Origin of the sequence: Clostridium sp. LS (assembly GCF_002760435.1) — a bacterium.
Lineage (GTDB): Bacteria > Bacillota > Clostridia > Clostridiales > Clostridiaceae > Clostridium.
This window is the reverse complement of the sequence record NZ_AUUU01000070.1, coordinates 23,960-30,216: the sequence shown is the minus strand read 5'-3', so window position 1 is coordinate 30,216 and position 6,257 is coordinate 23,960. Positions and strand designations below refer to the sequence as shown.

Here is a 6,257-nt window from a genome sequence, read left to right as displayed (position 1 = left end):
AAACCGAAAAGGAGCATCGCTCCTGATTAAAATTTAATCATTTTGCGACACTCCCTCATTATTACATCATTTATTTTTTAATTTAATTTTTAATAAAATTACCTATGGAAATATAATTGAAAATACTTCTGTTTATCTATAATATTATTTGTATTCTATCTTACCATCAGGATATTGTGCAAATCTTCCTTTTTCTCTTGGATGAACAAAATCGTCACGATCCCATGGCCATCCCCCGAAGCCAGTGCTTCTATAATCATCAAAAGCATCCTTAATTTCTTTCTCTGAGTTCATTACAAAAGGTCCATAACTTACAACTGGTTCTCCAATTGGCTCTCCCTCTAAAAGCAAAAGACAGCTTTCCTCTGAACCATTTTTTATTTCTATTATTTCATCTCCTTTGAGTTTTACACTATGATAAACGTCAACGTTTGTTTCTTGAATATTTATCTTATCTCCTTCATAGAAGTAAAGTGTTCTGTTTAATGTAGAAGATACTTTAGGAAGCTCTATGCTAGCTTCAGGTTCCATACGAATTAGCCAAATTCCAACATGGTTATCCTTTTTACTTGCCCATGAATTAGGAGAAGAATCCAAACTATTAGTACCATTATGGGAACCAAAAATAAGTCTTATAGTACTTGTTTTGCCCTTATCATTTTGAGATTGTATAACTGGTATATCTTCTGCCCAAAGCATTTTATAATGTGGGTCTACGAATTTGTCTTTTTTAGGTAAATTCATCCAAACTTGAAATAATTCTAATGGATTATCTTCTTCTGTGTTAATTAAAGGAAACATTTCTGTATGATTACAGCCTCTACCAGCAGTAAGCCACTGCACATCACCAGCTCCATATCTGCCTGTTGCACCTGCTGAATCTGCATGATCGACATATCCATCTAACACTATTGTAACTGTTTCAAAACCTCTATGAGGATGCTGAGGAAATCCTGGGATAGTATCACCATGATACATATTCCAACCATCTATTCCACGAAAATCATTGCCAATAATTCTTCCTGCAAGAGATGCATTTGGTCCCATCTCATTATTCCCCTTTGGATAAGCATCCTTATGGTGTGCACAAAACAGAAAAGGATCACTTGTGTTCCATTGGGAACTTAATTTATCTATTTTAAGTACATTATTCTTCATCATTCTAACCTCCTTGAATACCTAATACTGGTTTCTATCATATTAATTCAATCTAAATTATCATTTAACAATTATTAATTGATAATTATTATCTATTAATTTAATTATACCACAAGGTTTATTACTTGTATATTATTCTAGGGTATTTCAAGGATTTATCCGATAGTAAGTTTTCTAAGTAGAGATAGCTGCTACACGTCCTAGACTTTGCGCCCATTGTGGGCGGCATTAGTTCAACTAAATTAAGGTGGAGTATAAAACTCCACCTGATAAGTTTCACTTTATAAAGCTTTTCTTTAGATACAAAATTTTCTCCAGTAATTCAAAAAACAAATGTCTAAGAAATCATTCCCAAAATTGTTTTTTCATCAATTCCATTTTCAGCTGAAATTGAATATGATATGCCATCCTTTTCCCATAGCGCTAAATTATATTGTTCACTTTTGTTTCCTTCCAAGTTCACGTTTACTCCATTTACTTTTACTGTATCCTTAACTTCATAAGCATTATAATCGCCACTTATATTATCGATACTTTTACCTGCTCTAAATTTTATATTGCTATTACCATCATTATAATCTACTTGTATTATTTCGTTTGAAATAACATTTATACTTTCCATTTTAAATCCTTTAGGTAAGTTTTTTAATGAATTGACTTTTAAATTTAATGCCTTTTCTGCATCATCTAATGTCTTATATTCTTGACTATAATTTACGTCTTTCTCTCCCACAGCTGATGCACTCGAAACACTATTATCTGCATTATTTTCAGATATTTTATTTCTCATTATATCTCCATCTGTCGTTCTTGGCTTTGTGCCAGTTGGATTACTATTTTCCTTATTACTAGAATTCTGTTCAGGATTTGTTTTTGATTGAATATTTGAATTCCCTATGGATTTATCATCATTATTTTGTGAAGTTTGACTTTTCACTGCCTCAGAGCCTGAATTTGATTGTGATTTATCTTTATTTTTTTCTTTTTTCCCGGTTTCTGAGCTAGTATTATTCTCTTCTTTCACATGATTATCACTATTATTATTTTGATTTAAAGTTTGATTTTCCTTATCATCGTTAGATATTTCATTGCCATCCTTATTATAAATAAATTGATTATCATCATTAATTTTTGAGCCATTATTTTCATCATCATGATCTTTTACTGTTTCATTCTGCTCTAAATCATTAGGTGCATTTTTTATAAGCATAGGATAATTTTTTGCTATACTTAAGCATAAAATTACAGTAAATCCTGCTGCAACCATCTGCATATTTCTTTTAAGGTTATTGTATTTTCTTACTTTTGGCAAAGTCATTTCAACTTCCCTATTTTTTACTTCGCTATTTTCATTTGCAGCCAAAACATTTTGGAGTATTCTTTTTTTCATATCATCGGTCATTACTATTTTATTTATTTCTTCATTATATTTCTTACTCAAAATCATACTCCTCCTTTAGCTCTTTCTTTAGCATATTTCTTCCTCTGCTTAGTAACGATCTTACTGTTGCTTCTTTCCTATTTACTATATTTGATATTTCAACCGTATTATATCCTTCATAATAATATAAATGAATGATCTCCCTGTATTTTAGTGGGAGTTTTATAACCTGTTTTAAAACATTGTTATCTTTATATTCATCATAATAAGGCATATCAGTCAATTCCACATGCTTTTTAAACCAGGTCGATTTCAATTTATTTTTGCAGATATTTCGGGTAACACAAATAAGCCAATGCTTTTTATGTTCTTCGCTTTCAAATATCTCTATATTTTTAAGCAATTGCACAAAAACATCTTGAAGTGCATCCTCTGCATCATGTATATTTTTCATATAGGAATATGCCAGTCTCAACAGCATATCTCCATAATGCTCTAAATCTTGTGAAATAATTTCATCCGTACGCAATGAAACCTCTTTCATTAAAAAACTCATCCTTCCATCCAGTAGCACAATATATAAATATCCAACTGTGTGCTTAGATTTATGTGGTAACTTACCGAAATCATAAATATTTTGTTCCGAAAAACTATGAAAATATCGCTTAAGATGCTAAGTTGTAGGTTGCACCACTTTAGCATGCTCCCACTTTCAGTGTGACAAGCTAAAGTGAAACAACCTACAACTAAGAATCTTTAACAGCTCATTTTCAAATGTTTTCTTCACAAAAATATTTATGATTTCTAGTGAAGATATCCACTTAAAATCTAACAAATATAGATAATTATTCTCTACACAAGTCCAATTCATAGTTTGTATATCTATAAACTCAAACAAAACTCTTCCTTATAATCCTTGTCCCTACTTATGTTACTTATTATTTAAGCTCTTTATAATATATAATTAAAAGGTACTTTTTATTATTTTAATTATATCATCTTGATTCATGCCCGCATCTATTGAAATAGAATATGACATGTTATTTACACTCCAAGTTGCAACTTTAATGATATTATTTTCTCCTTTTAATTTAATATTGCTACCATTTATATTAACAGTTGTATTAGTCTTATAATTATTATAGTCACCGCTTATATCTTGAATACCTTCTGCCATTCTAAATAGAATATCACCTTGTTTACTTATATAGCATATTTGAAATAAATCTCTTGATATAGTATTTATATATTTGATATTATACTTACCTAATAATTCCTTAGGTACATTAACTTTGAATTTTAGTGCTTTTTGAGCTTGATCTATAGTATCAAAGCGATCAATAGGATTTATTATATCATCTGCATCTGGATTTTGTGTAACAGTAACTGCTGGCTTACCATCCCATTTACCGCTTTGATCTACTTTATATCCATCTGGAGTCGTAATATTTACTCCCATTTCTCCGTTACTTAATAAGTAGTACCAATTTCCACTAGCCTTAACCCATCCTCTTTGCATTATGCCATTATTATTCATAAAATACCACTTATCATTTATTAGCTTCCATCCAGTTGTAAGCTCTCCATTAACTGAATAGATCCATTGTCCATCTTTATTTCTTACAAAAAAACTTCCTACTGTTTTTGCATCATTGAATAGAAAATTATAAAAATTAATTGGAACATATACCATATTGTCATCAATTATAGGTTCTGCACCTAATGGATGCATCATAGTTAAGCCTATAGCATTGCTGCTTGAATAATAATAACTATCTTCTCCTACATAAACCTTTGTCTTAATTTTACCATTATCTAGGCTGATAATTTTATTATCCTTATCTGCCTCAACTGTAAATCCAAGACTTTCTGCTGTGAATTTTAGCGGAACCATAATTTTGCCTTTATATATTAAAACACCATCTCTTCCAATTTCAATATTCTTTCCGCATATTGCTACCTTATTAATATCTACATCCTTTGGTGCGTAGTTTGATATTGGAATATCCTCTCCAATAATATCCGCTGGATTAGATTTATGTCTATACGAATCTGCTGCAAATACTTGTGTTGACATTCCCATAATTGTTACTGCTGTTAATACACCTATCATTAATTTTTTCATAATATCATCTACTCCTTCTAAGTTACATGTTAATTTTCCCTTTTATATTAGTAATACAATCCAACTTAGAGAAGTGTTGCAAAATTTTATAAAAATTTTAACCACTATGATTTTCATAGCGGTTAAAATTCTTAAATATATGCTTATTATCTTTTTATAATACCATTAATGTTTTCAATTATGTTATTTAATTTATCCATTTAATCCACACCTTTCATTTATACACATCTCTATAAATCACCATTCAGAAGCTAACCATTCATTAAATTTTTCGAACCATTATTCCAAAAAACATGAGTACATATGTTCTTGAATTAGATAAAAATTAGGGAGCATCACTTACGATACTCCTCAATAACACACTTACTCTATATCTGTTCAAATGGATATATAACTCCCCATTCATGTCTTAATGAATCCATAATTTTCATAATTCTAAGAGTCTCTTTATGTGGCATTTGTGGACATTCTATTTCTTTATTTTCAATTGCTTGTATAGCCACCTCAACCTCATATTCATAACCAGTAATTTGTTTAGGTGCATCATAAACTGCAATTTCCTCTCTATCTGAAGAAAATACTCTAATTTTTTCATAATTATTAATATTTTCAACAACAATATATCCCTTATCTCCATTAATCACACCTTGACGATCAGTTATGGCAAGTATAGAACTATTTAATATTGCCATTCTCCCATCTTCAAAGCATATTGTAATGCTGTTTTGCGCATCAACACCACTTTCTGTTTTTATTGCTGTTGATGAAATATTTTTTATTTTATCCCCAAAAACCATTGCTGCAAAGTTAATTGTATAAACTCCTATATCCAATAAAGCTCCTCCCGCAAGTTCTGGCTTCATAATTCTTTCTTTATGTGAAATTACATAACCCAAATTTACATTTAATGAAGTTACCTTTCCAATAACACCACTTTCGATTACTTCATTTAAAGTCTTTGCCATTGGCATATAACGTGTCCATATTGCTTCTGTAATTAACAACCCTTTGCTTTCTGCTAATTTCATTACTTCCTCAGCTTGTTTAGCGTTAGCAGTAAAGGCCTTTTCGCAAAGCACATGCTTTCCATTATTTAAGCACATTATAGCATGTTCATAATGGTGAGAATGTGGTGTTGCAATATAAACTAAATCTATGTTTTCATCTTTTAGCATTTCTTCATAGGAACCATATGCCTTTTCAAATCCATATTCATTTGAAAACTTCTCTGCTCTTTCTAAATCTCTAGCTGCAACTGCATATGCATCTACATTATCCATTTTGCTTATTGTTTCTGCCATTAAACCAGCAATATTACCTGCGCCTAAAATTCCCATCTTTACTTTACTCATTAGATCAACTCCTAAAATTTTATGTTTACTTCTAAAAAATCAAATGTATTCATTTACATTATAGAACTTAGAGTTAACATTAAGTCAAGAATTTTTTATCTGTTCCTTTGTAAAATGATCTGTTCCTTTTTAAGATTTCTTTTATTTCTGGCTCTTCAGCCTTTTTCTTTTTTACTCTTTCATTACTTATAACACTATTTGTATTTCTAGCTTTATTATTTATATCCTCATTTATATGTTC

At 30.2% G+C, this 6,257-nt stretch carries 5 protein-coding genes; all 5 read right to left on the bottom strand.

Going from position 1 to position 6,257, the window contains the following annotated elements; genetic code table 11:
• Nucleotides 1-144 precede the first annotated feature (144 nt).
• Nucleotides 145-1,161, bottom strand: a complete 1,017-nt coding sequence (locus tag COL3_RS16590; RefSeq protein WP_008424279.1) for a pirin family protein — start codon at nt 1,159-1,161, stop codon at nt 145-147.
• Nucleotides 1,162-1,495: 334 nt separating this feature from the next.
• Nucleotides 1,496-2,605 (bottom strand): hypothetical protein, encoded by a 1,110-nt coding sequence (locus COL3_RS16585; RefSeq protein WP_008424277.1) that lies wholly within the window; start codon nt 2,603-2,605, stop codon nt 1,496-1,498.
• Nucleotides 2,592-3,083 (bottom strand): sigma-70 family RNA polymerase sigma factor, encoded by a 492-nt coding sequence (locus tag COL3_RS16580; RefSeq protein ID WP_035283482.1) that lies wholly within the window; start codon nt 3,081-3,083, stop codon nt 2,592-2,594. The genes COL3_RS16585 and COL3_RS16580 overlap by 14 nt, the downstream gene beginning before the upstream one ends.
• 420 nt (nt 3,084-3,503) lie before the next feature.
• On the bottom strand, nt 3,504-4,664 hold the full coding sequence (locus tag COL3_RS16575) for a stalk domain-containing protein (protein WP_008424273.1): 1,161 nt from the start codon (nt 4,662-4,664) through the stop codon (nt 3,504-3,506).
• A 368-nt stretch (nt 4,665-5,032) separates the two neighbouring features.
• Nucleotides 5,033-6,016 (bottom strand): Gfo/Idh/MocA family oxidoreductase, encoded by a 984-nt coding sequence (locus COL3_RS16570; RefSeq protein WP_008424271.1) that lies wholly within the window; start codon nt 6,014-6,016, stop codon nt 5,033-5,035.
• Between the last annotated feature and the right edge of the window lie 241 nt (nt 6,017-6,257).